General features: G+C 73.7%; 25 protein-coding genes. 16 read left to right on the forward strand and 9 right to left on the reverse strand.

Annotated features, from left to right (window positions below; genetic code table 11):
- Nucleotides 1-234: 234 nt before the first annotated feature.
- Nucleotides 235-1,578 carry a phosphoglucosamine mutase gene (gene glmM, locus AR3_RS10470; protein WP_067912248.1) on the forward strand — a complete coding sequence of 448 codons (1,344 nt, stop codon included), beginning with the start codon at nucleotides 235-237 and terminating at the stop codon, nucleotides 1,576-1,578.
- A 131-nt stretch (nucleotides 1,579-1,709) separates the two neighbouring features.
- Here the strand turns inward: glmM and AR3_RS10475 are convergent, their stop codons facing one another.
- Both AR3_RS10475 and AR3_RS10480 read right to left on the reverse strand, forming a co-directional pair.
- Nucleotides 1,710-2,063: a hypothetical protein gene (locus AR3_RS10475; RefSeq protein WP_227023214.1), complete on the reverse strand. Its 354-nt coding sequence runs from the start codon at nucleotides 2,061-2,063 to the stop codon at nucleotides 1,710-1,712.
- 37 nt (nucleotides 2,064-2,100) lie between these two features.
- Nucleotides 2,101-2,817: an HNH endonuclease family protein gene (locus AR3_RS10480; RefSeq protein WP_083951251.1), complete on the reverse strand. Its 717-nt coding sequence runs from the start codon at nucleotides 2,815-2,817 to the stop codon at nucleotides 2,101-2,103.
- A gap of 303 nt (nucleotides 2,818-3,120) precedes the next feature.
- Here AR3_RS10480 and AR3_RS10485 point away from each other — a divergent pair, with 303 nt between their 5' ends.
- The 4 genes from AR3_RS10485 (at nucleotide 3,121) to AR3_RS10500 (ending at nucleotide 6,695) form a co-directional block, all read left to right on the forward strand.
- Nucleotides 3,121-4,086 (forward strand): ABC transporter ATP-binding protein, encoded by a 966-nt coding sequence (locus tag AR3_RS10485; RefSeq protein ID WP_067912250.1) that lies wholly within the window; start codon nucleotides 3,121-3,123, stop codon nucleotides 4,084-4,086.
- A complete protein-coding gene (locus AR3_RS10490; RefSeq protein WP_067912252.1) occupies nucleotides 4,083-4,961 on the forward strand; it encodes an ABC transporter permease in 879 nt (292 codons plus the stop codon). Before AR3_RS10485 ends, AR3_RS10490 begins: the two co-directional genes overlap by 4 nt.
- 109 nt (nucleotides 4,962-5,070) lie before the next feature.
- Nucleotides 5,071-5,982: an ABC transporter ATP-binding protein gene (locus AR3_RS10495; RefSeq protein WP_067912255.1), complete on the forward strand. Its 912-nt coding sequence runs from the start codon at nucleotides 5,071-5,073 to the stop codon at nucleotides 5,980-5,982.
- On the forward strand, nucleotides 5,979-6,695 hold the full coding sequence (locus AR3_RS10500; protein ID WP_067912257.1) for an ABC transporter permease: 717 nt from the start codon (nucleotides 5,979-5,981) through the stop codon (nucleotides 6,693-6,695). The genes AR3_RS10495 and AR3_RS10500 overlap by 4 nt, the downstream gene beginning before the upstream one ends.
- 72 nt (nucleotides 6,696-6,767) lie before the next feature.
- Here AR3_RS10500 and coaA read toward each other — a convergent pair whose 3' ends face one another.
- A complete protein-coding gene (coaA, locus tag AR3_RS10505; RefSeq protein ID WP_169803811.1) occupies nucleotides 6,768-7,706 on the reverse strand; it encodes a type I pantothenate kinase in 939 nt (312 codons plus the stop codon).
- 155 nt (nucleotides 7,707-7,861) lie between these two features.
- Here coaA and glmS point away from each other — a divergent pair, with 155 nt between their 5' ends.
- Nucleotides 7,862-9,709, forward strand: a complete 1,848-nt coding sequence (gene glmS / locus AR3_RS10510) for a glutamine--fructose-6-phosphate transaminase (isomerizing) (protein ID WP_067912260.1) — start codon at nucleotides 7,862-7,864, stop codon at nucleotides 9,707-9,709.
- Nucleotides 9,710-10,103: 394 nt separating this feature from the next.
- Here the strand turns inward: glmS and AR3_RS10515 are convergent, their stop codons facing one another.
- From AR3_RS10515 to AR3_RS10525, 3 genes are all read right to left on the reverse strand, one after another.
- Nucleotides 10,104-10,310, reverse strand: coding sequence for a DUF397 domain-containing protein (locus AR3_RS10515; protein WP_067912349.1), 207 nt, complete (start codon nucleotides 10,308-10,310; stop codon nucleotides 10,104-10,106).
- Nucleotides 10,311-10,467: 157 nt separating this feature from the next.
- Nucleotides 10,468-10,698, reverse strand: a complete 231-nt coding sequence (locus AR3_RS10520) for a DUF397 domain-containing protein (protein ID WP_067912263.1) — start codon at nucleotides 10,696-10,698, stop codon at nucleotides 10,468-10,470.
- Between the two features lie 246 nt (nucleotides 10,699-10,944).
- The gene (locus tag AR3_RS10525) at nucleotides 10,945-11,820 is read right to left on the reverse strand and encodes a helix-turn-helix domain-containing protein (RefSeq protein WP_067912267.1); all 876 of its coding nucleotides are present in this window, start codon (nucleotides 11,818-11,820) and stop codon (nucleotides 10,945-10,947) included.
- Between the two features lie 135 nt (nucleotides 11,821-11,955).
- Between AR3_RS10525 and AR3_RS10530 the strand changes: the two genes are divergently transcribed.
- The 9 genes from AR3_RS10530 (at nucleotide 11,956) to tsaD (ending at nucleotide 20,211) form a co-directional block, all read left to right on the forward strand.
- Nucleotides 11,956-12,345, forward strand: a complete 390-nt coding sequence (locus AR3_RS10530; protein WP_067912269.1) for a holo-ACP synthase — start codon at nucleotides 11,956-11,958, stop codon at nucleotides 12,343-12,345.
- Nucleotides 12,346-12,433: 88 nt separating this feature from the next.
- Entirely contained in the window at nucleotides 12,434-13,963 is a 1,530-nt protein-coding gene (locus AR3_RS10535; protein WP_067912275.1) for a bifunctional ADP-dependent NAD(P)H-hydrate dehydratase/NAD(P)H-hydrate epimerase, read from the forward strand.
- A 216-nt stretch (nucleotides 13,964-14,179) separates the two neighbouring features.
- Nucleotides 14,180-15,337: an alanine racemase gene (gene alr / locus AR3_RS10540; RefSeq protein ID WP_067912279.1), complete on the forward strand. Its 1,158-nt coding sequence runs from the start codon at nucleotides 14,180-14,182 to the stop codon at nucleotides 15,335-15,337.
- Entirely contained in the window at nucleotides 15,330-16,430 is a 1,101-nt protein-coding gene (locus tag AR3_RS10545; RefSeq protein WP_067912284.1) for an alpha/beta fold hydrolase, read from the forward strand. The genes alr and AR3_RS10545 overlap by 8 nt, the downstream gene beginning before the upstream one ends.
- Before the next feature lie 140 nt (nucleotides 16,431-16,570).
- Complete coding sequence (gene tsaE, locus AR3_RS10550) at nucleotides 16,571-17,047, forward strand: tRNA (adenosine(37)-N6)-threonylcarbamoyltransferase complex ATPase subunit type 1 TsaE (RefSeq protein ID WP_067912287.1); 477 nt, start codon at nucleotides 16,571-16,573, stop codon at nucleotides 17,045-17,047.
- 136 nt (nucleotides 17,048-17,183) lie between these two features.
- Entirely contained in the window at nucleotides 17,184-17,939 is a 756-nt protein-coding gene (locus tag AR3_RS10555; protein WP_067912290.1) for a hypothetical protein, read from the forward strand.
- Nucleotides 17,940-17,993: 54 nt separating this feature from the next.
- Complete coding sequence (gene tsaB, locus AR3_RS10560) at nucleotides 17,994-18,677, forward strand: tRNA (adenosine(37)-N6)-threonylcarbamoyltransferase complex dimerization subunit type 1 TsaB (protein WP_067912294.1); 684 nt, start codon at nucleotides 17,994-17,996, stop codon at nucleotides 18,675-18,677.
- A 20-nt stretch (nucleotides 18,678-18,697) separates the two neighbouring features.
- Nucleotides 18,698-19,177 (forward strand): ribosomal protein S18-alanine N-acetyltransferase, encoded by a 480-nt coding sequence (rimI, locus tag AR3_RS10565; RefSeq protein WP_174545441.1) that lies wholly within the window; start codon nucleotides 18,698-18,700, stop codon nucleotides 19,175-19,177.
- Nucleotides 19,174-20,211 carry a tRNA (adenosine(37)-N6)-threonylcarbamoyltransferase complex transferase subunit TsaD gene (gene tsaD / locus AR3_RS10570; RefSeq protein ID WP_067912301.1) on the forward strand — a complete coding sequence of 346 codons (1,038 nt, stop codon included), beginning with the start codon at nucleotides 19,174-19,176 and terminating at the stop codon, nucleotides 20,209-20,211. The genes rimI and tsaD overlap by 4 nt, the downstream gene beginning before the upstream one ends.
- Nucleotides 20,212-20,248: 37 nt before the next feature.
- Here the strand turns inward: tsaD and AR3_RS10575 are convergent, their stop codons facing one another.
- From AR3_RS10575 to AR3_RS10585, 3 genes are all read right to left on the reverse strand, one after another.
- Nucleotides 20,249-21,232 carry a phosphotransferase family protein gene (locus AR3_RS10575; protein WP_067912303.1) on the reverse strand — a complete coding sequence of 328 codons (984 nt, stop codon included), beginning with the start codon at nucleotides 21,230-21,232 and terminating at the stop codon, nucleotides 20,249-20,251.
- Nucleotides 21,233-21,504: 272 nt separating this feature from the next.
- Nucleotides 21,505-23,121: an apolipoprotein A1/A4/E domain-containing protein gene (locus tag AR3_RS10580; RefSeq protein ID WP_083951257.1), complete on the reverse strand. Its 1,617-nt coding sequence runs from the start codon at nucleotides 23,119-23,121 to the stop codon at nucleotides 21,505-21,507.
- Between the two features lie 578 nt (nucleotides 23,122-23,699).
- Entirely contained in the window at nucleotides 23,700-24,953 is a 1,254-nt protein-coding gene (locus AR3_RS10585) for a class I SAM-dependent methyltransferase (RefSeq protein ID WP_067912310.1), read from the reverse strand.
- A 227-nt stretch (nucleotides 24,954-25,180) separates the two neighbouring features.
- On the opposite strand from AR3_RS10585, the gene groES reads away from it, so the two are divergent.
- Nucleotides 25,181-25,489, forward strand: a complete 309-nt coding sequence (gene groES, locus AR3_RS10590; protein WP_067912313.1) for a co-chaperone GroES — start codon at nucleotides 25,181-25,183, stop codon at nucleotides 25,487-25,489.
- Nucleotides 25,490-25,499: the final 10 nt, after the last annotated feature.

Consider the following 25,499-nt stretch of genomic DNA (forward strand, 5'->3'; position numbering starts at 1 on the left):
AGGTCCGGTGCGCGATCCGGGGTCACCGGATCGCCCGGCCGCGCGGGGGCGGCGGCTCGTCCGCGTTGTGGGGCGCCCGTCCGGCCCGGGGGCCCGCGACGCGAAGATCATGAACGCGGCGCGGCGGCCGCCGCGGCCGGGCCGGCGCACTACATTTGACCGCGCGGAGCGGCGGGGGCGTGCGGCCCCGTCCGCCTGCCGCGCGGTCCTCTTTTTGATCGGGAGTGGGAAACTGTGGGTCGTCTCTTCGGGACCGATGGCGTACGCGGGCTCGCCAACCGCGATCTGACCGCCCCGCTGGCCATGGACCTGTCCGTCGCCGCGGCGCGGGTCCTCGGCGAGGCCGGCGCCTTCACCGGGCACCGGCCGGTGGCCGTGGTCGGCCGCGATCCACGGGCGTCGGGCGAGTTCCTGGAGGCCGCGGTGGTGGCCGGGCTGGCCAGCGCCGGCGTGGACGTGCTGCGGCTGGGAGTGCTGCCGACGCCCGCCGTGGCCCACCTCACCACCGCGCTCACCGCCGACCTGGGCGTGATGCTGTCGGCCTCGCACAACCCCGCTCCCGACAACGGGATCAAGTTCTTCGACCGCAGCGGCCACAAGCTTCCCGACGAGATCGAGGACCGCATCGAGGAGAGCCTCGGCCGGGCGTGGGAGCCGCCGACCGGCGCGGGCGTCGGCCGCGTCCGCGAGGCCCAGGGCGCCGTCGAGCACTACGTCGCCCACCTGGTCTCCACCCTGCCGGTGTCGCTGGCCGGGCTGCGCGTGGTGGTGGACTGCGCGCACGGCGCGTCCTGGAAGGTGGCGCCGGAGGCGCTGCGCCGCGCGGGCGCCGAGGTGATCACCATCGGGGCGGCGCCGGACGGGCTGAACATCAACGACGGCTGCGGATCGACCCATCTGAACGCGCTGCGGGCCGCGGTGCTGGAGCACGGCGCGGACGTCGGGATCGCCAACGACGGCGACGCCGACCGCTGCATGGCCGTCACCGCCTCCGGCGAGCCGGTCGACGGCGACCAGATCATGGCGATCCTGGCGCTGGAGCTGCGCGAGGCGGGGCTGCTCGCGGCGGACACGGTGGTGGCCACGGTCATGTCGAACCTGGGCTTCAAGCTGGCCATGCGGGAGGCCGGGATCACCGTGGTGGAGACCGCGGTCGGCGACCGGTACGTGCTCGAGGCCATGAAGGAGGGCGGCTACACGCTCGGCGGCGAGCAGTCCGGCCACGTGATCATGCGGCACCACGCCACCACCGGCGACGGCGTGCTGACCGGGCTGCACCTGCTGGCGGCGATGGTGCGGCGCGGCGTCGCGCTGGACGAGCTGGCCAAGGTGATGACGCGGCTGCCGCAGGTGCTCGTCAACGTCCGCGGCGTGGACAAGACGCGGGTCGGCGACAGCCCCGAGCTGGCCGAGGCGATCGCCGCGGCCGAGTCCGAGCTCGGCGACACCGGGCGGGTGCTGATCCGCCCCAGCGGCACCGAGCCCATGGTGCGGGTGATGGTCGAGGCGGCGTCGCAGGAGCAGGCGCAGGCGGTCGCCGAGCGGCTCGCGGAGGTCGTCCGCACCGCGCTGGGCTGACCGGACCGATCGGGCCGACCGGCCCGGCCGAGCCGCCGATCGCGGCCGCCCCCGCCGCCGATCGTCGACGTTCGACGGCGCGTCCCCGGACCTGCGCACGAGGCCGGGGACGCGCCGTCGCGCATCGCGGGTCAGTCCTCCGTGATCTCCAGGCGGCCGACCTTCAGGTGCCCGATCTCCACGGTGCCCGCCCGCAGGTGCTCCACCACGGCTCGCTTGACGACCAGCCTGCCGATGGCGACGGCGCCGACGGCGAGGGCGCCGAGCGCCATCGCGCCCAGCGCCATCGACCCGAGGGCGCCGCCGGCGCGCACCGCCACTCCGGTCGCCGAGGCGCCGGTGACCTCGGCGCCGGTGGCGCGGGCCCCGATGCCGCGTTCGGTGCGGACGCGCGGCCTGGCGTCCCGCGCGCGTCCGTCGTCGTGAGGCGCCCGCCCGTCCGTCGGGGCCGCGTGTTCGTTGGGCTCGTTGGGCTCGCTGCTCATGCGGTCACCCTATGCCCGCGCGGCGTCGGGCTCCCCGTCAACAGCGGTCGAGGAAGCCCCGCAGCGCGTCGAGGTCGGCGCGGGTCACCGGCAGGGAGTACTTGCGGGCGACCGTGACGTACCTGACCCCGTAGGCGCACTGGAACGCCTTCTGCGGCTTCCACTCGCCGGGCCCGGAGTCGCCCTTCTGCTGGTTCGGAACGCCCCACACCGCGAGCAGGTTGTCGGGGTCGTTGGCGAACCGTTCCCGCTGTTGCTCGGTCCACCGGTCGGCGCCCATGCGCCACGCCAACGCCAGCGGGTACACGTGGTCGATTTGCACTTTCGCGGCGTCGGACTTGCTGAACGTGATCTCCTTGCCCGTGTAGGGGTCGCGCAGCAGTCCGGAGAGCACCACGCAGCCGTCGCGCCTGCGCACCTGCTGCAGGTCGCGGGCGAGCACGTCGTTGCGCTGGTCGCAGCCGTTGCGGTCGATGTCCTTCCAGCGGATGCCGAAGCGTTCGCGCGCGTAGCCGTCCCCGCGGTTCTCGGCCGCCACGCGCAGCGTCCCCAGGTCGTCGCGGGCCTGCGCGACCGTGCGCGCGGCCGGGCTGGAGGCGCTCGCCGCGCCGGCCCCCGGACCGCCGCCCGGAGAGGGGGAGGAGTCCGTCAGGCCCACGTCCACGCCGCATGCGGCGGTGGACGCGGCCAGCAGGGCGCCCGCGAGCGCCGCCGCCGACCGCCGCGGCCCTCGACGCCGTCGCCACGAGGTCATCCCGGCACACCGTCCTTTTAGTCGAGCCTTATCCGCCTTTGTCGGTACTTGGCGGGTCGCAGGGTACGGCGTCCGCCGTCCCCCGGGGGAGGGGCAGGGAACGCTGTGCGCGTGCCGCACGTCAAGATGATCGTCACCGAGGCGTGCGCGGACGCGGGGACGCGCCGCGCCGGCCGGAGGCCGCTGAGGCGGCGGACCCGGCGATGCCACCGTGCGTTCGTACGCCGCAAGGTGGAGCGCGGGCACGGACGTAACACCTAAGGGGGACGTGCCGCACCCGCACGAACCGCTAGGTTCGTGCGCATGCCGATCATCGCCACCCAGGGACTGACCATGCGGTTCCCGAGGGTGACCGCCCTGGACGACCTGACCGTTGCCGTGGAGCCCGGCATCATCGGGCTGGTCGGGGCCAACGGCGCCGGCAAGTCGACGCTCATCCGCATCCTGCTGGGCCTGCAGCGCCCCACCTCCGGCCGAGCCAGCGTGCTGGGCCTGGACATCGCCCGCGACGGCGCGCGCATCCGCGAACGGGTCGGGTTCATGCCCGAGTACGAATGCCTGCCGCCCGACGTGTCGGCCACCGAGTTCGTCGTGCACATGGCCCGCATGTGCGGGCTGCCGCCCACGGCCGCGCGCGAACGCGCCGCCGACACGCTGCGGCACGTCGGCCTCTACGAGGAGCGCTACCGCCCCATCGGCGGCTACTCCACCGGCATGCGGCAGCGCGTCAAACTGGCGCAGGCCCTCGTCCACGACCCGCAGCTGGTGTTCCTGGACGAGCCCACCAACGGGCTGGACCCCGCGGGCCGCGACGAGATGCTCGGACTCATCCGCCGCATCGGCACCGAGTTCGGCATCAGCGTGCTCGTCACCTCGCACCTGCTGGGCGAGCTGGAGCGGATCTGCGACCACGTCGTGATCATCGACGGGGGGCGGCTGCTGCGCTCCCAGGCGGTCGAGGCGTACACCGCGGCCAGCGGCTCGCTCACCGTCGAGGTGGACGAGGGCCGCGACCGGCTGGCCGCGCTGCTGGCCGAGGCGGGTCTGGCCGTGCGCGCCGAGGGCCGGCAGCTGGTCGTCGACATCGCCGACGAGTCCACCTACGACCTGATCCGCGACGGCGTCGCCGACCTGGGGCTGCGGCTGGTCCGGCTGGAGCAGCGCCGCCACCGCATCGAGGAGGTCTTCGCGCCCGCCTCGCACCAGGCCGCCGCGCCCGGCGCCCCGCCCGCACCGCCCGGGGCGTACCCGCAGGGAGGCGTCCGATGACCACCAGCATCATCCACGACATCGGGTACCGGCACTACGAGGGCCGGCGCCTGGGCCGGGGGTACGTGCTGCGCTCGCTGTACGTGCACAACCTGCGCGCCGCCTTCGGCCTGGGCCGCCCCGCCCGGGCGAAGGTCATGCCGTTCCTGCTCGCCGCGATCATGCTGCTGCCCGCGGTGGGCGTCGTGGCCGCGGTCGGGCTCGCCGGCCTGGACCGGCCGCCGATCCGCTACTCCCAGTACGCGGTCAGCCTCCAGGTGATCATCGCGATCTTCCTGGCGACGCAGGCGCCGGTGCTGGCGTCCCGGGAGCTGCGCCACCGCGTGGTGCCGCTGTACTTCTCGCGGCCCGTCGGGCACCTGGACTTCGTGCTGGCCAAGCTGGCGGCCCTGGCCACCGCGCTGTTCGCCCTGATGGCGGTGCCGATCACGGTGATGTACATCGGCAGCCTGGTCAACAAGATGCCGAACGCCTCGCGGCACCTGGCCGACTACCTGACCGCGCTGCTCGGCTGCGTGCTGTTCGCGCTGGTGCTGGCGGCGATCGGGATGGTCGTCGCGGCGTTCACCCCGCGCCGCGGCTTCGGGGTGGCGGCCGTCATCGCGGTGTACTCGCTCAGCGCCGGGTTCGTCCTGATCGTGCAGGGACTGGCCGAGGCGCACACCAACTTCACGCTGGCCGGCTGGATGGGGTTGTTCACGCCGTTCAACCTCGTCGACATCGTGCAGGTGCGGCTGCTGGGCGCGGAGCCCTCGGCGGTGGCGGTGGCGCCCGGCGTGCTCGGCGGCCTGGTCGCGCTGCTGCTGTGCGGCGTGCTGGTGGCCGGCTCGATCCCCGTCCTGTACCGGCGGTTCCGGAAGGCGGGGCTGTCATGAGCGGACCGGACGGGCGCGGCGGCCCCGCCCGCGACGCCGGCGGGCGCACGAGGAGCGAGGAGGCAAGGCGGCGCCTCGTCGGCGCCCCAGAGGCGAGCGGGGGGCAGGCATGAGCGTGCTTCGGTTGGAGAACGTGTCGCGCTGGTACGGCAACGTGGTCGCCGTCAACGGCATCTCGATGACGATCGGCCCCGGCGTGACCGGACTGCTCGGGCCGAACGGGGCGGGCAAGTCCACCCTGATCCACATGATGGGCGGCTTCCTGGCGCCCTCGTCCGGCACGGTGGAACTGGACGGCGCGCCGGTCTGGGGCAACCCCGACGTCTACCGGTCCCTCGGCCTGGTGCCCGAACGGGAGACCGCCTACGACTTCCTCACTGGCTGGCAGTTCGTCCACGCCATGGCCAAGCTGCACAAGCTGCCCGACCCGGCGGCCGCCGCGCGCCGCGCCATCGCCCTGGTGGAGATGGAGCACGCGCAGGAACGCGCCATCGGCACCTACTCCAAGGGCATGAAGCAGCGCATCAAGATGGCCTCCGCGCTGGTGCACGACCCGCCCGTGCTGCTGCTGGACGAGCCCTTCAACGGCATGGACCCGCGGCAGCGGCTGCAGCTGATGGACCTGATCCGCGCCATGGCCGCCGAGGGTCGCACCATCCTGTTCAGCTCGCACATCCTGGAGGAGGTGGAGCGGCTCGCCGGGCACATCGAGGTGGTCGTGGCGGGCCGGCACGCCGCCTCCGGCGACTTCCGGGCGATCCGGCGGCTGATGACCGACCGGCCGCACCGGTTCCTGGTCCGCTCGAGCGACGACCGCCGGCTCGCCGCCGCGATCATCTCCGACGGGTCGTCCCGCGGCGTCCACCTGACCGACCAGGGCCTGGAGGTCGAGGCCGTCGACTTCCAGCGCTTCACCTGGCTGCTGCCGCGCGTCGCGCGGGACGCGGGCGTGCGCCTGCTGGAGGTCTCCCCGTCCGACGAGTCCCTGGAAAGCGTCTTCTCCTACCTGGTGGCCCAATGAACGCGACGATCGCGGCAATCACGTTCCGCGCCATGCTGGGGCGGCGCCGCGCCCTGCTGCTCCTGGTCCTGCCGTTGCTGCTGCTGACGCTGTCGGTCGGGCTGCGCGCCGCGGACGTCGCCGACCTGGAGGTGTCGGCGGGCGTGCTGCAGCAGTTCGCCCTGGCCACGCTGCTGCCGCTGCTGGCGCTGATCGCGGGCACGGGGGTGATCGGCCCCGAGATCGACGACGGGCAGATCATGTACGTGCTGACCAAGCCGACGCCCCGGCACGTGATCGTGTTCAGCAAGCTGGCGGTGGCGATCGCGCTGGTCGTGGCGTTCGGGGTGGTGCCGACGCTGGCGGCGGGACTGGTGCTGACCGGGAACACGGCCGGGGTCACCGCGGCGTTCACGATCGGGGTGCTGGCGGCCGGGATCGCCTACACCTCGGTGTTCGTGGCCCTGGCCGTGCTGAGCCGCAACGCCGTCACGATCGGGCTGCTGTACGCGCTGGTGTGGGAGTCGCTGCTCGGCTCCGTGGCGCCGGGGGCGCGGTCGGCGTCCGTCCAGCAGTGGGCGCTGTCGGTCGCCGACGCCTTCACCGACGCGTCGGTGGTGACGTCCACGGTCAGGCTGCCGGTCGCGGTGGCGCTGCTCGCCGCCGTCACCGTCGTGGGCGCTCTGCTGGCGGTGATGCGGCTGCGCAGGCTGCCCGTCACCAGCGCGGAGTGACCGCCGTCCCGCGCCCGGCCGCGTCGCGCCGTCCGTGGCCGCGGGCCGGGCGGCGGGGCCGGGCGGCGGGCGTCAGATGCGGCGCAGGCGGACGCGCTGCACCCTGTGGTCGCGGGCCTTGTGCAGCACGAGGGTGGCGCGGGCCCGGGTCGGCAGGATGTTGGACACCAGGTTGATCTCGTTGACGTCGCGCCAGACCCGCAGCGCGAACGCCGCGGTCTCGTCCTCGTCGATGTGGGCGTACCGGTGGAAGTACGAGCGGGGGTCGCCGAAGGCGGTGCGGCGCAGCGCGAACAGGCGCTCCACGAACCAGTGCCGGATGTCCTCGACGCGGGCGTCCACGTAGATGGAGAAGTCGAAGAAGTCGGCGACGGCGAGCGTCCCGGCGGGAGAGGGCTGCAGCACGTTGAGCCCTTCGACGATGAGGATGTCGGCGCGGCGCACGGTCTGCCGGGCGCCCGGGACGATGTCGTACTCCAGGTGCGAGTACACCGGGATGTCCAGTTCGTCCGCGCCGGCCTTCATGGACGACACGAACCGCACCAGCGCCCGCCGGTCGTAGGACTCGGGGAACCCCTTGCGGTCCAGCAGGCAGCGTTCGCGCAGCACGGCGTTGGGGTACAGGAAGCTGTCGGTGGTGACCAGCTCCACGGTGGGATGCTCCGGCCAGCGCGCCAGCAGCGTCCGCAGCAGCCGCGACGTGGTCGACTTGCCCACCGCCACGCTGCCCGCCACGCCGATGACGAACGGGGTGGGCCGCACCGGCTCGCCCAGGAAGCCGCCGACGGTGTCGCGCAGCCGTCCGTCGGCCACGAAGAACAGGTTCAGCAGCCGCGACAGCGGCAGGTAGACCTCCTCGACCTCGGTGATGTCGATCGGGTCCCGGACGCCGCGCAGCGCGTCCAGCTCGTCGGGGGTCAGCGTCAGCGGGGTGTTCTCGCGCAGCGCCCGCCACTGCTCCCGGGACAGCTCCACGTAGGGGCTCGGCACCGCGTCCCATCCGCTCGTCATGGGCCGAAACCTTAACCCCGCTCGGCGGCGCGGCGCCTCGTGGAGGACGACATACCGGAAGGCCGCCGGCGGTTCACCCGCCGTCCACGCTGTAGCCGCTCACTTTGGCATTTGCTGGTGGGGGCCATCAACCGGCAGGCAATAGAGTGGCCGGCATGTGCGGAATCGTTGGGTACGTCGGCAACCGGCCGGCGTTGGACATCGTGGTGGAAGGGCTCGCGCGTCTGGAGTACCGCGGCTACGACTCCGCCGGGGTGGCCGTGCTCGCCGACGGGAAGCTGGCGACGGCCAAGCGCGCGGGCAAGCTGGTGAACCTGCGCGGCGCCCTGGAGCAGGACCCGCTGCCCGACGGGACCGTCGGCATCGGACACACCCGGTGGGCCACCCACGGACCGCCCAACGACCGCAACGCCCACCCGCACACCGACTGCGCCGGAGCGGTCGCGGTCGTCCACAACGGGATCATCGAGAACTTCGCGCGGCTGCGCGCCGAGCTGGACGAGGGCGGGCACGCCCTGGACTCCGACACCGACACCGAGGTCGTCGCGCACCTGCTGGAGGACGAGCTGCCGCGGGCCGGCGGCGACCTGGCCGAGGCGATGCGCCGGGTCTGCCGCCGCCTGGAGGGCGCGTTCACGCTGGTGGCGGTGCACGCCGACGATCCCGACGTGGTGGTGGGGGCCCGCCGCAACTCGCCGCTGGTCGTCGGCGTGGGCGACGGGCAGAACTTCCTGGCCAGCGACGTGGCCGCGTTCATCGCCCACACCCGCGACGCGATCGAGCTGGGCCAGGACCAGGTGGTGGAGCTGCGCCGCGACGGCGTGACCGTCACCGACTTCGACGGCCGCCCGGCCGAGACCCGCCGGTACCACGTCGACTGGGACGTGTCGGCCGCCGAGAAGGGCGGCTACGACTACTTCATGCTCAAGGAGATCGCCGAGCAGCCGCGCGCGGTCGCCGACACCCTGCTCGGCCGGATCGGCGCCGACGGCAGCCTGGTGCTGGACGAGATGCGGCTGACCGACGAGCAGCTCCGCGAGATCGACAAGATCATCATCGTGGCCTGCGGCACCGCCTACCACGCCGGGCTGATCGCCAAGTACGCCATCGAGCACTGGGCCGGGCTGCCCTGCGAGGTGGAGCTGGCCAGCGAGTTCCGCTACCGCGACCCGATCCTGACCCGGACCACCCTGGTCATCGCGATCTCCCAGTCCGGCGAGACCATGGACACGCTCATGGCGGTGCGGCACGCCCGCGAGCAGCACGCCCGGGTGCTGGCGGTGTGCAACGTCAACGGCTCGACGATCCCGCGCGAGTGCGACGGCGTGCTCTACACCCACGCCGGACCCGAGGTCGGCGTCGCGGCCACCAAGACGTTCCTCACCCAGCTGGTCGCCGTGTACCTGATCGCGCTGTACCTGGCGCAGGTGCGCGGCACCAAGTGGGGCGACGAGGTGTTCGCGATGGTCCAGCTGCTGGAGCGGATGCCGGAGAAGGTGGAGAAGGTCCTGGAGACCATGGAGCCGGTGCGCGAGCTGGCCCGCTCCCTGGCCGGCGGCCACTGCGTGCTGTTCCTGGGCCGGCACGTCGGCTTCCCGGTGGCGCTGGAGGGCGCGCTCAAGCTCAAGGAGCTGGCGTACATGCACGCCGAGGGGTTCGCCGCCGGCGAGCTCAAGCACGGCCCGATCGCGCTGATCGAGAAGGACCTGCCGGTCGTGGTGGTGGTGCCGCCGCGCGCCCGCGCCGTGCTGCACGACAAGATCGTCTCCAACATCCAGGAGATCCGCGCGCGCGGCGCCCGCACCATCGTGATCGCCGAGGAGGGCGACGCGTCGGTGGAGCCGTACGCCGACACGGTGATCCGCGTTCCGGCCGTGCCGACGCTGCTGCAGCCGCTGGTGACCACCGTGCCGCTGCAGGTGTTCGCGTGCGAGCTGGCCACCGCCAAGGGCCACGACGTCGACCAGCCGCGCAACCTGGCCAAGTCCGTCACCGTGGAGTGAACCCGCTCGCCGCACCGCTGGGGAGCGCGTGCGGTGACACCGCCGGCGCCGCGAGACCGGCCGCCGCCGCGCCGCGTCGCACGGGCGTCGTCAGGGACGTCCCGTCACGCGAAGAGGCGGCGGCGTGCGGCCGGACGGCGACGCGGTGCCGGCGGCCGCGGCCGGCCACGAGGCGCACCCGGCCCCGCGGCGGCGCCCCGCCGGGTGGCCCTCCACGGGAGCCGGCGTTCGAGGGACGGCCGGCTGCGCGACCGGGTCCCGCTGAACGTGACGGTTCCCGCGGTGGAGCCGAGATGTGCCGTCTCGCATCGCCTGACGCGCAGAGACGCGTGCAGCGGACCCCGGCGGGATCCGGGACGCGGACGGGCCCCGGGCGGGACGCGGTGCGGACGCGTCAGGTCGCGGCCGCCGACTTGATCGCGGTGGCGAAGGCGCGCCACTCGTCGGGGGTGAATCTCAGCACGGGCCCGGACGCTCCGAGCACGCCGTCGCGGACGCCTATCGCGCCGCCGTCGAGGCGAGCGACCTCGACGCACGTCCCACTGGCGCCGCACCGACGGCTGCTCCTCCAGTGCGCCGTCGCCCCCTGCTGCTGCCCCATCACGCCTCCCGGCGAACATCCTCATATAGGGCTGACGGCCACAATGCCGACATTGCCTTATATACCCTTTGATATACGACACGCCGTAGGGGCGGGCGGGACAGAAAGCTGTGTCCTGCCGGTGCCGCCGTACGCGCCGACGGCACCGGCCGTGCGATCAATGGGGCCCGTCGCCCCGGACGAGGTCGAAGCGGCCCCGCTTGACCTCCGTGACGAAGGAGCCCCATGCGGCCGCGGAGAAGGTCAGCTCCGGGCCGCCCTCGCCGTTGGCGGAGTCGCGGGCGCCGATCCCGCCGCCGGGCAGCGCGGCCACCTCGACGCAGGTCGTGCTCCCGCCGCAGCGCGAGCTCTTCCGCCAGCGGCTCTCGTTACTGATAACTGACGCCACTTTGCGCCTTTCGGAATTGATGTCCGTTTCGAGATGCGCGGTTCGCGAATGCGCTTCGAGCGTCGCAGCGTCCGTCGCGGTGAACGGACCGGGAACTGCGCGGCTCGATGTCCGGAGGTGTGCTGCCGGACGCCAGACACGGCGACCCTAGCAGAAATGCCCAGGGGGATTCATGATTCCCGCGAGTAACGTAACGTGGCTTTGACCATATATGCGGAACACATGCTGACCTGTGGGAACGTCAGGTCAGGCGCGGCTGCTCCACATGTCTCTGGCGGCCGCGAGGTGGATGCGGGATTCCACCGGGTCGAGCGCGTCCTCCCGCAATTGGCGGTGCGCCAGCCGGGCCCGGAACGAGACCGCCTCGTCGGTCAGGTAGTCCATCGTGAGAGTCTCCGAGTAGACGATGTCCGGGAACTGCACATCGTAGATATCGGAGAACTCCAGCAGGGTGAAGGACGGCTCCATGACGGCATGGAATCCGTCCAGCGGCAGAATGCGCAAAGAAATGTGCGGCAACTCGGCCGAGCGGCGCAGATGTTCCATCTGCTCGGCCATCACCGCGGCGTCCCCGACCCGGCGGTGCAGCACCGCCTCGTCCAGCACCAGGTCCAGCCGCATCGGGTTCGGGCGGTGCAGCACCTCCTGGCGCCGGATGCGCAGCTCGATCCGGCGCTCGATCTCCTGCGGGGAGATGCGGCGGTCCAGGTAGTTCCAGCCGCCCACGACGTGCCGGGCGTAGGACTCGGTCTGCAGCAGGCCGGGGACCACCACGTTCTCCCACTGCAGCTCGGCGTCGGCCTCGGTCTCCAGGGAGATCAGCTGCGCGTACCCCGGGTCGAGCCAGGGGTAGTCCTCCCACCAGCCGCGCTGCGCCGCGTCCCGGGCCAGCGCGATCAACTCGGCGCGACGGCGCCCGTTGACCCCGTACAGCTCGAGCAGCATCTCCACGTCGCTCAGCCGTGCGCCGGTGCGGGCGTTCTCCAGCCTGCTGACCTTGGCGGTCGACCAGGACAGCCGTTCGGCGACCTCGTCGCCGGTGAACCCGCTCTGCGCGCGCAGCCTGCGCAGCTCGGCGGCGAGTCGCTGCTGCCGGACGGACGGACGAGGGCTTGCGCTCATGCTGCGTGTACTCCGCCCCAACGAGGACCCAGGAACCCTTTGTCAAGAACACCTTTGTTCAGCAGTCTGCCTTACCTGGCGCCCGCTGGGCAGCGGCCGGGGCCGCGATTCCGGGCCTCGTGGCACTCTTGGAGGATGATCGTTGGTGTGGGCGTCGACGTCGTGGACGTCGCCCGGTTCGAGCGCTCGCTCGCGCGCACGCCGGGCCTGCGCGACCGGCTGTTCACCGAGCGCGAGCGCGGGCTGGCGGTCCAGTCCCTGGCCGCCCGGTTCGCCGCCAAGGAGGCGCTGGCCAAGGCGCTGGGAGCGCCGCGCGGGCTGCGCTGGACCGACGCCGAGGTGCGGCGCGCCGACGACGGACGGCCCGCCCTGCGGGTGACCGGAACGGTCGCGCGGGCGGCCGCAGACCGGGGGGTGACCCGCTGGCACGTGTCGCTGAGCCACGACGGCGGGATCGCCACCGCGGTGGTGATCGCCGAGTCCCTCGCCCCCGCCGGGGACGGCCGGGACGGCGCCGACGAATGATCCACTCCGGCGTGAGCGGGGCGCGCGTACGGGGCAGGGGTACTCGGGGACGGCAGGTTTCCTGGCGACGGCGGAGAGGAAGCTGGGGATGAGGTACGCGCACGAGGTCGGCAAGGTCCGCGCCGCGGAACGGGCCCTGATGGCCCGGCTGCCCGAGGGCGCGCTGATGCAGCGCGCCGCCGCCGGGCTGGCCGCGGTCTGCGCCCGGATGCTGCCGCGCGTGTACGGGGCGGACGTGGTGCTCCTCATCGGCAGCGGCGACAACGGCGGCGACGCCCTGTACGCGGGCGCCCGGCTGGCCCGCCGGGGCGCCCGGGTGACCGCCGTGCCCGCCGGGTCCCGCATCCACGCGGGAGGGCTGGCCGCGCTGCGCAAGGCCGGCGGCCGCGTGCTGGACCGCCCGGACGACGGGACGGTCTCCGAGCGGGCCGCCGCGGCGATCGAAACGGCCGACCTGATCGTCGACGGGCTGACCGGGATCGGCGGGACGGGCGCGCTGCGCGAGCCGTACGCGACGCTGGCCGAGCTGGCCTCCCGCGCCACGGGGGCCGTGGTCGCCTGCGACGTGCCGAGCGGGGTGGACGCGAGCTCGGGCCGGGTGGACGGGGCGGCCGTGCACGCGGACGTGACCGTCACCTTCGGCACCTACAAGCCCGGCCTGCTCATCGACCCCGGCGCCTCCCACTGCGGGGTGGTCGAATTCGTCGACATCGGCCTCGGCCCCGACCTGCCCGACCCGGACGTGGTGGCGGCCTGGCCGGTGGACGTGCAGCCGCCCGAACCGGGGCCCGCGTCGGACAAGTACCGGCGCGGCGTGGTGGGCGTCCTGGCGGGCGGCGAGGACTTCACCGGCGCGGCGGTGCTGTGCACGGGCGGGGCGGTGCACGGGGGAGCGGGCATGGTGCGCTTCGCGTCCGTCGAGCACCCGGTGGAGCTGGTGCGGCACCGCTGGCCCGAGGCCGTCACGACAGTGATCGAGCCGGGCGTCGGCGGGGCCAAGGCCCTCGAACGCGTCGGCCGCGTCCAGGCGTGGGTGGCGGGCCCGGGGCTGGGCACCGGGGCCGAGGCCGAGTCCCTGCTGGAGGCGGTCCTGGCCACCGACCTTCCCGTGCTGGTGGACGCCGACGGCCTGACCGTCCTGGCCCGCCGCCGCGACCTGCTGCGGCGCGAGGCGCCCACCGTCCTCACCCCGCACGCCGGGGAGCTGAGCCGCCTCCTGGGCGTCGAACGGGAGCTGATCGAGGCCCGGCGCCTGGAGCATGTCCGGAGGGCCGCCGTGGAGCTGTCGGCCACGGTGCTGCTGAAGGGCTCGACCACGCTCGTCGCCGAGGAGGACCGCCCCGTCCGCGTCAACCCGACCGGGTCCCCCAGGCTGGCGACCGCGGGCACCGGGGACGTGCTGTCCGGGCTGATCGGGGCGCTCCTGGCCGGAGGGATGCCCGCGCTGGACGCCGCCGCCGCGGGCGCGTACCTGCACGGCCTGGCCGCCCGTTTCGCCTCCCGAGGGCCGGCCGGGGCCGAGGCCGCCCGGTCCGCCGAGGCGCCCATCAGCGCCTTCGACGTCATCGAGGGCCTGCCCGAGGCCTTCCGCGCCGTGCACGAGGCGAGCGTGCACTGAAGGGCGATTCGCGAATCGAAGATCGTCCATCGTGCCGCTTATCGGGCGTAGACCCCCAAATGCGGGTAGGAAACCCTTAGGTGTTCGCTGGGACGCGCCCATCACCGTCGATGGGCGAGAACGGAACGCAGGATGCCGCCGTACGACGCCGTGAGCAGCCGCGCAGGGCAGCGATATGGTCCGGTCACGGCCGAGGGGGCGGCACACTGGGTAACCATGGGAGTTCCAGCTCGGGCACGCATCGATCTCGACGCCATCAGCGCCAACGTCGCCCTCCTGCGCGACTACGCGGGCGGCGCCGACGTCATGGCCATGGTGAAGGCGGAGGCGTACGGGCACGGTCTGGCGCCCGCCGCGCGCGCGGCGCTGGCGGGCGGGGCCACCTGGCTGGGCGTCGCCAAGCTCGCCGAGGCGCTGCGGCTGCGCGAGGAGGGCGTGACCGGGGTCCGGACGCTCGTCTGCATCGGCGTGCCGGGCGAGCCCTACGAGCAGGCGATCGCCGCCGACATCGATCTGGCCGCCGGGAGCGTCTGGCTGGTCCAGGAGATCGCCGAGGCCGCGGCGCGCGCTGGACGCCCCGCGCGCGTGCACCTCAAGGCCGACACCGGCATGTCCCGGGGCGGCGCGGCCCCGGACGACTGGCCCGCCCTGGTGCAGGCCGCGCTGGCCGCCGAGGCGTCCGGGCACGTGCGCGTGGTCGGGCTGATGTCGCACCTGGCGTGCGCGGACGAGGTCGGCCACCCGTCGATCGGCCGCCAGGTCGCCGCGTTCCGGGAGATGGTCGAGCACGCCGAGGCGGCGGGGCTGCGGCCCGAGGTGCGGCACATCGCCAACTCCGCGGCGACGCTGACGCTGCCGGAGGCCCGCTTCGACCTGGTCCGTCCGGGCATCGCCACGTACGGGCTGACGCCGGTCCCGCAGCTCGGCGACTTCGGGCTGCGGCCCGCGATGACCCTGGTGGCCGACGCGGCCCTGGTGAAAAGGGTCCCGGCGGGCAGCGGCATCTCGTACGGGCACACCTACGTCACCGAGCGGGAGACCACCCTGGCCGTCGTGCCCGTGGGCTACGGCGACGGCGTCCCCCGGCACGGCTCCAACCTGCTGGAGGTGCTGGCGGGCGGGCGGCGGCGCCGCATCGCGGGCCGGGTCTGCATGGACCAGTTCGTCATCGACCTGGGCGACGACACCCTGACCCCCGGAGACGAGGTCGTCCTGTTCGGGCCCGGCGACCACGGCGAGCCGACCGCGCAGGAGTGGGCGGACGCGCTCGGCACGATCTCGTATGAGATCGTCACCCGCATCGGCTCCCGGGTGCCCCGGGTGTACGCGGGGCGGCCCGCGGCGCGGCCGCACGAAGGGGTCAGGCATGGGTAGCAGACGAAGGCTCGGCATCGCCGGAACCATCGCGGGCATCGGCGCGGCGGGGATCGGCGCCGCGGTGGGGCTGCGGCAGCTGGCCGTGGGGCGCCGCCGTCTGCGCCCCGACCCCGACGCGGGCGAGCCGTTCGGCGAGCTGCGCGGCCGTCCCCTCACCGTGCTCGCCGACGACGGCCTGCCGCTGTACGTGGAGGTCGACGGACCGGACGACGCGCCGCTGACGGTGGTGTTCTGCCACGGCTACACGCTGAACCAGGACTCCTGGCACTACCAGCGCCGCGACCTGCCCACGCCGCGTCCGGGCACGCCCCGGCCGCGCATGGTCTTCTGGGACCAGCGCAGCCACGGCCGGTCCGGACGCAGCAAGCCGTCCCACGCCACCGTCGAGCAGACCGGCGAGGACCTGTACGCGGTGCTGCGCGCGACCGTGCGGCCGGGGTCGCCGGTGGTGCTGGTGGGCCACTCCATGGGCGGCATGTCGATCATGGCGCTGGCCGACCGGCACCCGCAGCTGTTCGGCGCCCAGCGCGGCCGGATCCGCATCGCCGGGGTCGCCTTGATCAACACCGCCTGCGGCGACATGGCCGAGCTGACGCTGGGGCTGCCCATGGTGCTGGCCAAGGCGCTGCGCCCGCTGGCCGACGGCGCGCTGCGCAATCTGGGCCGCCGGGCCGAGCTGGTCGACCGCGCCCGCGGCCTGGCCGGCGACCTGGCGTTCGTGGTGACCCGCAAGATGGCCTTCGCCGACAAGCACGTCAGCCCCACGGTGGTGGACTTCCTGGAGCAGATGATCCGGGCCACCCCGATCGACGTGATCGCGCAGTTCTATCCGGCGCTGATGGCGCTGGACCTGGAGAACGCGCTGGAGCCGATCGGCCGCGTCCCGGTGCTGGTGCTGGCCGGCGGCCGGGACCGGCTCACCCCGCCCCAGCACTCCCGCCGCATCGCCGAGGTGCTGCCGGACGCCGAGCTGATCGAGGTCGGCGACGCCGGGCACGTGCTGCCGCTGGAGTATCCGGGCGTCGTCACCGCCGCCCTGCGCCGCCTGATGGCCCGCGCCCATCCCCAGCGTGAGGAGCGCACGGCATGAGCGGGCGCGGCGCGGCCGGGTGAGCGGGGCGAGCGGCACGGCCGACAGGAATGGCGGCGCCCCCGCTCGGCGTTTCGGATGCGGACGGGGACCCGCGTGGGCGACGGACACGGAGCGACGGACACGGAGCTACGGACACGATGACGACGGCGACGGTGCGCGTACCGCGCGCCGAGGACATGCGCGAGCTGGGGCTGCGGCTGGCCGGTGCGCTGCGCGCCGGGGACCTGCTCGTGCTGACGGGCGATCTCGGCGCGGGCAAGACCACCCTGACGCAGGGCATCGCCGAGGGGCTGAAGGTGCGCGGCCCGATCACCTCGCCCACGTTCGTGATCGCGCGGGTGCATCCGCCGCTGGCCGGGGGGCCGCCGCTGGTGCACGTGGACGCGTACCGGCTGAACGGTTTCGCCGAACTCGACGATCTTGATCTCGACGCCGAGATCGGCGAATCGGTGACCGTCGTGGAATGGGGCGAAGGGCTGGCCGAGGGCCTGGCCGAGGACCGGCTGGAGATCGTCATTTCCCGCGACGCGGACGCCGAGGAGCGCCTTGTGACGATCACCGGGGTGGGCGCACGCTGGGCGCCCGTCCTCAGCGATCTTCTTGACGCAAGTTGACCACGGCGGTCGGCGGGAAAAGGTAGCAGTTTTTCGATATGTCTGGAGCGGCCTCTCTTAGGCCGGATGTCGTACTCTTCCGTACACGAATCGTGCAGCGCGACGGACAGCTTTCCTCATTCGGGAGTGGGTGCCGGTGAGTGGTAGCCATCGCAGCGGCAGTCACCGCGCGGGCAGCGGCAGCCACCGGCGCGTCGGCCGCGACCGGCGCCCCGGGCGTCGCCTGGCGGTCCTGCTGACGGGCGTCGTCGCCGGCGCCGCGGTGTGCGTGCTGGCCGCCTTCGCGATCCTCGGCGGCCTGGAGGCGGGCCGCGAGGGCGAGTCCGGCGAGGTCGTCGGCAGCGGCGCCGCCGACTCCTCCGCGCCGTCCACGCCCCGCGTGCGCACCACCGTGCCCGACGCCTGCGAGGTGCTCAGCCAGGACATCGCCGACCGGCTCGCCCCCGGCGCCGAACGCAACCCGGCCGACAACTACCAGGCCAGCGACCAGCAGAGCCAGTGCGTGTGGGGCGCCTACAGCGGCGACCGCAAGCGCCAGCTGACCGTGGAGCTGCGGGCGATCGTCAACGGGCAGGGCGGCCCGGTGGAGGCGGCCCGGCGCGCCTTCGCCGACGAGCGCTCCGCCGACGAGTCCGGCAAGGCCCTGCTGGCCGGGCAGGAGCTCACCGACAAGCGCGACGTCGAGGACGTGGGCGACGAGGGGTACGTCGTCTACAGCGTCGACAAGCGGCAGGGGTCGGGAGAGGCCATCGCCAACGTGCGCCTGGACAACATCCTGGTCACCGTGCACTACTCCGGCGGGGACGACGGCGACGCGCTCAGCGCCTCCGACGCCATGGACGGCGCCGAGAAGGCCGTCAAGGGCGCCGTGGACGGGCTCGACGCCGGCTGATCGGCGAGGGCGCGCCGCGACGCGCTCCCGCGGAACGCACTAGGCTTGCAACCCGTGCTGGTCCTGGCTTTCGACACCGCGACCGCCGCGGTGACCGTCGCGCTGTACGAGTGGTCCCCGGGCGAGGGAGTCGTCCGCCGCGGCGGCGCCGAAGCCGTGGACCGGCGTCGGCACACCGAGCTGCTCACCCCGTCCATCGCCCAGGCCATGGCCGAGGCGGGCGCGGCCCCCGACGACCTCGACGCCATCGCCGTGGGCGTCGGCCCCGGCCCCTATACCGGGCTGCGCGTCGGGCTGGTGACCGCCCGCGCGATGGGCCAGGCCCTCAAGATCCCCGTGCACGGGGTGTGCACGCTGGACGTCATCGCCTGGGAGTCGCGGCGCGAGCAGCCGTTCGCCGTCGCCACCGACGCCCGCCGCAAGGAGGTGTACTGGGCGCGGTACGACTCGGCCCGGGCGCGCGTCACCGAACCCGCCGTGGGCCCGCCGTCCGACGTGCTCGCCGGACAGCCGGCCGACCTGCCGGTGATCGGCGAGGGCGCCGCCCTGTACCCCGAGGTCCTCGGCCGCCCCGACCGGGAGCCGCTGCCGCTGCTGCCCTCCGCCGACGCGCTGGCCGAGCTGGTGGTGACCCGGCTGTCGGGCGCGCCCGGCCCCGCGCTGCTGCCTCCCGAGCCGCTGTACCTGCGCCGCCCCGACGCCCGCGAGCCCGGCCCGCGCAAGAAGGTGCTGCGGTGACCGGCGTCCGGCTCCGCACGATGACCGCCGCCGACGTGCCCGCGGTGATGCGGCTGGAGCGGCGGCTGTTCCCCGAGGACGCCTGGAGCGAGGAGATGCTGCGCGGCGAGCTGGCCGACCAGCCCCGCACCCGGCACTACGTGGTCGCCGAGGACGAGGACGGCGCGATCATCGGCTACGCGGGCCTGGCCGCGGCGGGCGGGCAGGCCGACGTGCAGACCATCGGCGTGCTGCCCGAGCGGCAGGGCGAGGGCGTGGGCGCGGCGCTGCTGACCGAGCTGCTCGACGAGGCCGAGCGGCGCGGCGGCGAGGCGGTGTTCCTGGAGGTGCGCGCCGACAACGACCGGGCCCGCCGCCTGTACGAGCGGTTCGGGTTCCAGCGGGTAGGGCTGCGCAGACGCTACTACCAGCCGTCCGGCGTGGACGCCATCGTCATGCGCCGTCTGGCACGCGGCGGGCGGCCGGTCGGCTTCGGCCCGGAGAGAGGGCGAGACCAGTGATCCGTGACTCCGAGCCCCTGGTGCTCGGCATCGAGACCTCCTGCGACGAGACCGGCGTGGGCATCGTCCGCGGCACCGCGCTGCTGGCCGACGCGATCGCCTCCAGCGTCGACCAGCACGCCCGGTTCGGCGGCGTGGTGCCCGAGGTGGCGTCGCGGGCGCACCTGGAGGCGATGATCCCGACGGTGGACCGCGCGCTCGCCGACGCGGGCGTGACCCTGCGGGACGTCGACGCGCTCGCCGTGACCGCCGGCCCGGGCCTGCCGGGCGCGCTCATGGTGGGCGTGGCGGCGGCCAAGGCGATCGCGCTGTCGCTCGGCAAGCCGCTGTACGGGGTGAACCACCTCGCCGCGCATGTGGCCGTCGACCAGCTCGAACACGGGCCGCTGCCCAAGCCGTGCGTGGCGCTGCTGGTGTCGGGCGGGCATTCCTCGCTGCTGCTGGTGCCGGACGTCGCCGGCGACGTCCGCTCGCTGGGCGCCACGGTGGACGACGCGGCCGGCGAGGCGTTCGACAAGGTCGCCCGCCTCCTCGACCTCGGCTTCCCCGGCGGGCCGGTCATCGACCGGCGCGCCCGCGAGGGCGACCGCGACGCGATCGCGTTCCCGCGCGGCAAGTACGACGACGGCACCTACGACTTCTCGTTCTCCGGCCTGAAGACGGCCGTGGCGCGCTGGGTGGAGGCGAGGGAGCGCGCCGGCGAGCCCGTGCCGGTCGCGGACGTGGCCGCGTCCTTCCAGGAGGCCGTGGTGGACGTCCTCGTCCACAAGGCGCTGCGGGCCTGCCGCGACCACGGCGTGCGCGACCTGCTCATCGGCGGCGGCGTGGCGGCCAACTCGCGGCTGCGGGCCCTGGCGCAGGAGCGCTGCGACGCCGCGGGGGTCCGGCTGCGGGTGCCGCGTCCCAAGCTGTGCACCGACAACGGCGCCATGGTCGCCGCGCTGGGCGCCGAGATGGTGGCGGCGGGGGTGGCCCCGTCCGACCTGACGCTGCCCGCCGACTCCAGTCTGCCGATCGAGACGATCCGCGTCTGACCCCGGGGCGGCCGACGCTGCCGGCGGTGCCGGGCCCTCAGGACGGGGTGGACACGCCGAGTTCGGCCAGCCGGGCGGCCAGGTAGTCCTCGAACAGCGGGACGTGCGCCTCGTCCACGGTCCGGCCGGAGCCCTCGGGCAGCAGGTCGAGCAGCGCGCGCACGTCCCAGTACGGGTCGTGCGGGTAGCCGCCGGACACCTGGTCGAACGACGCGAGGAACCGGTCGGCGGCGGGCGGGCCGTACCGCAGCGCCAGGTGCGCGCGCATGTGCGCGATGTCGACCGCGATCGGGCCGTACGACGCGTCCGACCAGTCCACCACGCCGGTCAGCCGGCCGTACGACCACAGCGTGTTGTCGGGCTGGTAGTCGCGGTGGATGAACCGGGACGGCGCCTCGGGCGCCGGGCCGGACGCCACGTCGAACGCCCGCTCCCACAGGCCCGGACGCAGCGCGTGCCGGGGCGGCTGCCGCTCCTCCAGCCGGTTGTACGGCACGTACGGGGGCATGGTGGACGCCCCGTTGATCGCGTGCACGGCCAGCAGCGCGGCCGCCAGCTGGATGAGGTATTCGGGCAGGTCGTCGGGCGACGGCCGCGGCGGATGCCCCGTCAACCGCTCGATCAGCAGCGCGGGCACGTCGCAGTAGGCGCCCGCCGGGTCGGCCGCCACCAGCGACGGCGTGGGCAGGGGGCAGCCCGCCAGCAGCGCCAGCGCGGCGATCTCGCGTTCGGGGGAGAACTCGGCGCCCACGTGCGGCGCGGCGGGCCGCGCCGGGGCGCCGTCGGCGGGGCGGTGCGGCGCGTGGGGGAGCCACCGGCGCAGCACCAGCCGGTGGTTCTGCCCCGAGCCGGTCTCCACCAGCAGCGCGTGGTTGACGTGGGCGGCGCCGCCCGGCAGCGGACGCACCATCTTGACCACGGCGCCCCGGCCGAAGCACTCCTCGACCCAGCGCAGGGTGGCGCGGTCCGGCGGGGTGCCGACGGGAGGACGGGGAGCCGCAGAGTGGGTCACGGGAACCATGAAAACCGATTCAGACCGGGGTTGGGAGTGATTTTGCGAAGACGGAACGTAACGAAAAGCACGTCAGCGGGACGCGTTCGCCGTGAAGCCTTTGCGGTCCGCGGACGCCTCGGGCGGAGGAAACCGCGCGTGCGGCGAGCCGGGGGGCGGGGCGCCGTCGGCGCGCGGGAGCGGGCGGGCGCCCCGCCGCACGCGTCCTGGTTCTAGGCCGCCTGGTCCTAGGCCGCCTGGTTCTAGGCCACCTGGTTCTAGGCCAACTGGTCCCAGGTCTCCTAGTCCTTGGCCTCGCGCCGGGGGCGCAGCAGCGCCTCGGCGAGCGCGAGCATCGTCTCCTCCAGCGTGGACATCCGCTTGAGGACGTCCTCGTGCACCGCGTTGACCTGCTTGGCGACGTCGCCGTGCACCGCGTCGACCTTGCGGCCGACCTCGTCCTGCACGTCCTCGAACCGGCGCCCCAGCTCGGCGTGCACCGTCTCGGTGCGCCGGGCCGCCTCCTCGTGCCAGCCGTCCACGCGCTTGGCGAACGACTCCTGGATGCCGGCGACCCGCCGGGTCACCTCCTGGTGGATGACGTCGACCTGCTTGGTCACGTCCTCGTGGACGTCCTCGATGCGCTTGGTCATGTCGGCGTGCACGCCGTTGACCTGGCGGGCCACCTCGGTGTGCACCGACTCGACCTGCTTGGTGACGTCCACGTGCACCGACTCGACCCGGCGCGAGACGATCTCCACCTGCGCGGTGAACTCCTCCAGCACGCCGTCGACCTTGCGCGCGACCTCCTCGTGGATGCCCTCGACGCGCTTGCGGAAGTCCTCGTGCAGGCCCTCGAACCGGCGGGAGAACTCCTCGATGCGCTTGGCCACGTCGCCGTAGGCCGTCTCCGCGATCTGCGTCATGGCGGCCTTGACCTCGTCCCGGTCGGGGCGGGCGCGCAGCTCCTCGATCAGCGGGTGGACCGCCTCGGCCAGGTGCTTCTCCAGCGCGTCGAACCGGTCGCCGTGGTCGATCACCGGCCGCTGCGCCAGCTCGGCCAGCTTGCGGTGCAGCTCGCCGATCTCCAGGGTGACCGGCAGCCGGTCCAGCCGCTCGCCCAGCGTGCCGAACCGGTCGTCGATGCCCTCGAACCGCCCGTCCAGGCCGTCCAGCTTGCCCGACAGCCCCTCGAGTCGGCCATCGAGCCCGTCCAGCCGCCCGTCCAGGCCGTCCAGCCGCCCGCCGACGCCCTCGACCCTGCCGTTGACCGCCTCCAGCCCCTGCTCCACCCGCTCGGCCATCTCGCCGAGCGACTGGTCGATCCGGCTGGTGATGCCGCTGATCGAATGCTCCAGCTTCTCGGCCCGGTGGCCGAGCTCGGCCAGGGACTTGTCCAGCCGGTTGAACCGGACGGAGGCGGCCTCCATGCTGCCCTGCAGCTTGTCCAGGCGCTTGGCCATCTCCTCCATGCGCTGCGACGCCTGCTGCGTGGCCTCGGTGATGTGCTGCGCGGAGTCGAGCACCGCCTGTAGCCGGGACAGTCCCTCGTCGACGTTCTCGGCGACGACGCCCACGTCGGCCCACAGCGCGGGCAGCTCGGCCACGGGCTTGACCCGCTCGCCCACCGCCTCGATGTGCTCGGCCAGGCCCTCGGCCCACTCCGGCGGCTTGCCCGCCAGCTCCTCGACCTGTCCCCGGACGCCGTCGAGCTGCCCGGTCAGCCCGCCCAGCTCCCGCTCCCGGACCTCGCGCAGCAGCCATTCCATTCCTTCCAGCCGCTGGCGGATCTCGTCCAGGACCTGACCCTGTGAGCGCTGTTCGTAGACGTGGTCCTGCGCCGCACGGGCGAGCAACTCCCGCATCCGATCCGAGACCGGTTGACCCCCCGTCTGCAGGAAGTTGTGATTCGTTTCCACCCGATGCTCCTTCGTGTGCCGACACGACGAAATGGCGTGCGGCATTGAATCGTGAACGCCTCACTGTAGTGGTTGCGCGGCGCCGCGATAAAGCGAACAGGAAACATTGCGAGTTCTGTGGAATGCACTTGGTTTTCCGAGTGGCCGGAAAGGGGGTTGATCATCCTGGCTCGGGCGTTTCCGACGGTTCGCGGGCGAGCCGGGCGGACGCGCGCGGGGAGCCCTGCGGCGCCGGGCGCTGGGGGCACTCCCCGCCGGGTCCCGTCCCGGCGGTCCGTCCGCCCGGCGGCCGCGCGGGCGGACCGGCCCGCCGGGCCCCGCCACGGGGGTCAATTCCCGGCGGAGCCCGGCCGGTCGCCTTTCTCCGGGCGGTCGGCGATTCCGAGTGTGATGCGCGCGGCGCCGGCGCGCTGAATCCTTAGCGAACGCAATGCCGCATTGTGCGCAACATTTGCTGTGCGGTGGCGCGTCTCTCCGGTTCGCTTGGGCTCATTCATCGGCGGGGAGATCTTCGCCGGACGCGCGGCGTCGGCGCGGCGCGCGGCGGGGCGCGTCCCGCGCGGCGGCGGTCGCCGCGGTCAGCGCCGCTCGGCAGGGACGGGACGGGCCAGCAGCGCGACCGGCGCCCGGCCCACGCGAGTGAGCACGACGGTGAGCGCCGCGCCGGCCCTTTTCGCCCCGCCCCCGTAGCCGAGGTCGCGGCGCAGGCGGTCGACGTCCACGGCCGAGCCGCGCTTCTTGATCGTCAATATGCCGACGTCGCGGCGGCGCAGCTCGGCGCGCAGCCGCTTGACCGAGAACGGCAGCACGTCCTCGATCTCGTAACAGGCGGCGAACGGCGTCGCCACGGCGGCGTCGGCGGTGACATAGGCGATGCGCGGGTCGGCCAGCCCCCCGCCGACCAGCGCGGCGACCTCGGCGACGAGGTGCGCGCGGATCACCGCGCCGTCCGGCTCATAGAGGTAGCGGCCCCAGGCGCGGACGTCCGGCGCGTCCAGGTCGGGGTCCTCGGTGAGCGTGGCGGCGGGCGCGTCCGGCGCGTCCGATGCGATCACCGTGGCGCGCCGCCGTGCGCCCGGGGCGCCGTTCGGCGCGCCTTGCTCGGCCAGACCGCCCAGCCACAGCGCGGCCTCCTTGACGTCCCCGCCGACGGAGACCCATTCGGCCTCCGCGCCGTCCGGGATCAGCTCGTGCGGAATGCCGGGCGCGACCTTGATGCAGGCGGCGGGCGCGCGTGCGGCCAGCTCCATCACGGTGCCGAGCGGCGGCTCGTATGACCGCGGATCGAACACGCGGCCCCTGCCGGTGCGCCGACCCGGGTCGGCGAACACCGCCGCGTACCGGGCGGGGTCCTCGCGCGTGGCGTCTCCTTCCCTTACGGACGCAAGATCGGCCACGCCGAACGCCTCGATGTTCGCCCGCGCCACCGCCGCGGTCAGGGGGTCCCGCTCGACGCCCTCCCCGCGGCACCCCGCCCGCGCCCGCGCGATGAGGTCGGCGCCGATGCCGCATCCCATGTCCAGCACCGTCCCGTCGCCGAGATGCGCGGTGAAGCGGCGGGCGCGATGGGCGGCCACGCGGGCGCGGGTGGACTGCTCCAGCCCGTCGGGCGTGAAGTACATGCGGTCGGCGTCCGGGCCGAACTTGGCGCGGGCCCGCACCCGCAGCCGCGCCTGGGTGACGGCGGTTGCGACGAGCTCGACCGGGTAGCGTTCACGAAGGTGCGCGACCGTTCTGACCAGGGCGTTCTCATCGAGATCGGCCTCCGCGGCGGCGGCCAGCACGGCGCGGCCCGCGGCGGTCGAAAGAGCGCGGAACGCCTCGATGTCCATACGTCGGACGGTACCGGCGGGGGGACCGCGGGGCGCACGTGTTCGTGTTGACGCCTTCTCGGCCACCGCATAGTCTCCATGCTGGCACTCTCGATGTGAGAGTGCCAATCAGCGACGAGGTCGGTCTGGCACCCGCGACGGCAGGCCGGTCCGGGGTCGCCTCTTCTGCACATGTGCGGTCGGCCAGTCGCGCCGGCCGAGGACACCACCGAAGGGGAGGTCAGATCGTGACGACCGCCACCAAGGTTGCTCTCAAGCCGCTTGAGGACCGCATCGTCGTCCAGCCGCTTGAGGCCGAGACCACCACCGCGTCGGGCCTGGTCATTCCCGACACCGCCAAGGAGAAGCCCCAGGAGGGCACCGTCCTTGCCGTGGGCCCGGGCCGGGTCGACGACAAGGGCGAGCGGGTGCCGCTCGACGTGAAGGTCGGCGACGTCGTCCTCTACAGCAAGTACGGCGGCACCGAGGTCAAGTACAACAACGAGGAGTACCTCGTCCTCTCGGCGCGTGACGTCCTCGCGATCGTCGAGAAGTAAGGCGTCCCGA

Source organism: Actinomadura rubrobrunea NBRC 15275 (assembly GCF_001552235.1).
Classification (GTDB): Bacteria; Actinomycetota; Actinomycetes; order Streptosporangiales; family Streptosporangiaceae; genus Spirillospora; species Spirillospora viridilutea.

Excerpts from the sequence above, each read along its gene's own strand:
- AR3_RS10475 (WP_227023214.1), bottom strand. The coding sequence starts at position 2,063 with ATGAGCAGCGAGCCCAACGAGCCCAACGAACACGCGGCCCCGACGGAC.
- AR3_RS10480 (WP_083951251.1), bottom strand. The coding sequence starts at position 2,817 with ATGACCTCGTGGCGACGGCGTCGAGGGCCGCGGCGGTCGGCGGCGGCG.
- AR3_RS10485 (WP_067912250.1), top strand. The coding sequence starts at position 3,121 with ATGCCGATCATCGCCACCCAGGGACTGACCATGCGGTTCCCGAGGGTG.
- AR3_RS10490 (WP_067912252.1), top strand. The coding sequence starts at position 4,083 with ATGACCACCAGCATCATCCACGACATCGGGTACCGGCACTACGAGGGC.
- AR3_RS10495 (WP_067912255.1), top strand. The coding sequence starts at position 5,071 with ATGAGCGTGCTTCGGTTGGAGAACGTGTCGCGCTGGTACGGCAACGTG.
- AR3_RS10500 (WP_067912257.1), top strand. The coding sequence starts at position 5,979 with ATGAACGCGACGATCGCGGCAATCACGTTCCGCGCCATGCTGGGGCGG.
- coaA (WP_169803811.1), bottom strand. The coding sequence starts at position 7,706 with ATGACGAGCGGATGGGACGCGGTGCCGAGCCCCTACGTGGAGCTGTCC.
- glmS (WP_067912260.1), top strand. The coding sequence starts at position 7,862 with ATGTGCGGAATCGTTGGGTACGTCGGCAACCGGCCGGCGTTGGACATC.
- AR3_RS10515 (WP_067912349.1), bottom strand. The coding sequence starts at position 10,310 with ATGGGGCAGCAGCAGGGGGCGACGGCGCACTGGAGGAGCAGCCGTCGG.
- AR3_RS10525 (WP_067912267.1), bottom strand. The coding sequence starts at position 11,820 with ATGAGCGCAAGCCCTCGTCCGTCCGTCCGGCAGCAGCGACTCGCCGCC.
- AR3_RS10530 (WP_067912269.1), top strand. The coding sequence starts at position 11,956 with ATGATCGTTGGTGTGGGCGTCGACGTCGTGGACGTCGCCCGGTTCGAG.
- AR3_RS10535 (WP_067912275.1), top strand. The coding sequence starts at position 12,434 with ATGAGGTACGCGCACGAGGTCGGCAAGGTCCGCGCCGCGGAACGGGCC.
- alr (WP_067912279.1), top strand. The coding sequence starts at position 14,180 with ATGGGAGTTCCAGCTCGGGCACGCATCGATCTCGACGCCATCAGCGCC.
- AR3_RS10545 (WP_067912284.1), top strand. The coding sequence starts at position 15,330 with ATGGGTAGCAGACGAAGGCTCGGCATCGCCGGAACCATCGCGGGCATC.
- tsaE (WP_067912287.1), top strand. The coding sequence starts at position 16,571 with ATGACGACGGCGACGGTGCGCGTACCGCGCGCCGAGGACATGCGCGAG.
- rimI (WP_174545441.1), top strand. The coding sequence starts at position 18,698 with ATGACCGCCGCCGACGTGCCCGCGGTGATGCGGCTGGAGCGGCGGCTG.
- AR3_RS10575 (WP_067912303.1), bottom strand. The coding sequence starts at position 21,232 with ATGGTTCCCGTGACCCACTCTGCGGCTCCCCGTCCTCCCGTCGGCACC.
- AR3_RS10585 (WP_067912310.1), bottom strand. The coding sequence starts at position 24,953 with ATGGACATCGAGGCGTTCCGCGCTCTTTCGACCGCCGCGGGCCGCGCC.